The sequence below is a fragment of the Halomonas sp. SpR8 genome (assembly GCF_031010195.1).
Classification (GTDB): domain Bacteria; phylum Pseudomonadota; class Gammaproteobacteria; order Pseudomonadales; family Halomonadaceae; genus Vreelandella.
Map to the genome: position 1 here is coordinate 1 of NZ_JAUAMC010000023.1, position 1,317 is coordinate 1,317.

Here is a 1,317-nt window from a genome sequence, read left to right on the forward strand (position 1 = left end):
CACGACGGACGTTAGCACCCGCCGTGTGTCTCCCACGCGTTACTCACCGGTATTCGGAGTTTGCCTCGGGTTGGTAAGTCGGGATGACCCCCTAGCCGAAACAGTGCTCTACCCCCGGCGGTACTACGTGAGGCGCTACCTAAATAGCTTTCGAGGAGAACCAGCTATCTCCGAGCTTGATTAGCCTTTCACTCCGATCCACAAGTCATCCAAATCTTTTTCAACAGATCCTGGTTCGGGCCTCCAATTGATGTTACTCAATCTTCACCCTGCTCATGGATAGATCGCTCGGTTTCGGGTCTATATCCAGCGACTGTGTCGCCCAGTTAAGACTCGGTTTCCCTACGGCTCCCCTATACGGTTAACCTCGCCACTGAATATAAGTCGCTGACCCATTATACAAAAGGTACGCAGTCACAGAACAAGTCTGCTCCTACTGCTTGTACGCACACGGTTTCAGGATCTATTTCACTCCCCTCTCCGGGGTTCTTTTCGCCTTTCCCTCACGGTACTGGTTCACTATCGGTCAGCCAGGAGTATTTAGCCTTGGAGGATGGTCCCCCCGTCTTCAGTCAAGGTTTCTCGTGCCCCGACCTACTCGATTTCACGTATTCAGACTTTCGACTACGGGGCTATCACCCGCTACGGCCACGCTTCCCAACGTGTTCGCCTAATCAGTCATACGCTTAAGGGCTGGTCCCCGTTCGCTCGCCGCTACTAGGGGAATCTCGGTTGATTTCTTTTCCTCAGGGTACTTAGATGTTTCAGTTCCCCTGGTTCGCCTCATACACCTATGTATTCAGTGCATGATACTCATCTTATGATGAGTGGGTTTCCCCATTCAGAGATGTCCGGGTCACAGGTTGTTGCCACCTCACCGAACCTTATCGCAGGCTACCACGTCTTTCATCGCCTCTGGCTGCCTAGGCATCCACCGTGTGCGCTTCATTGCTTGACCCTATAACCCGAAGGAGTCTGGACTCGCAATGATAACGTTCTATTTTGCCGGATACGCTTGAGACGTATCACAATTTAAGACCACACCTTGCGGCGTGTTCTTGTCAGCATGATATACATTGTTAAAGAGCGACTGCTATGCGCAGTGATAAGACACCGCCGGAGGCGGTTAGCTTATCACTGCGTATTAACAGCTATCTGATCAGGTAATTCATTGTGGACGCTTACTAACCGTGACGCATCGTTTAAGGAGGTGATCCAGCCGCAGGTTCCCCTACGGCTACCTTGTTACGACTTCACCCCAGTCATGAACCACACCGTGGTGATCGCCCTCTTGCGTTAGGCTAACCACTTCTGGTG

General features: G+C 51.9%; 2 rRNA genes. Both read right to left on the reverse strand.

Annotated features, from left to right (window positions below):
- Window positions 1–958: ribosomal RNA gene (locus QT230_RS20755) — 23S ribosomal RNA — on the reverse strand; the annotation flags it as partial.
- A gap of 245 nt (window positions 959–1,203) precedes the next feature.
- Window positions 1,204–1,317: ribosomal RNA gene (locus QT230_RS20760) — 16S ribosomal RNA — on the reverse strand; the annotation flags it as partial.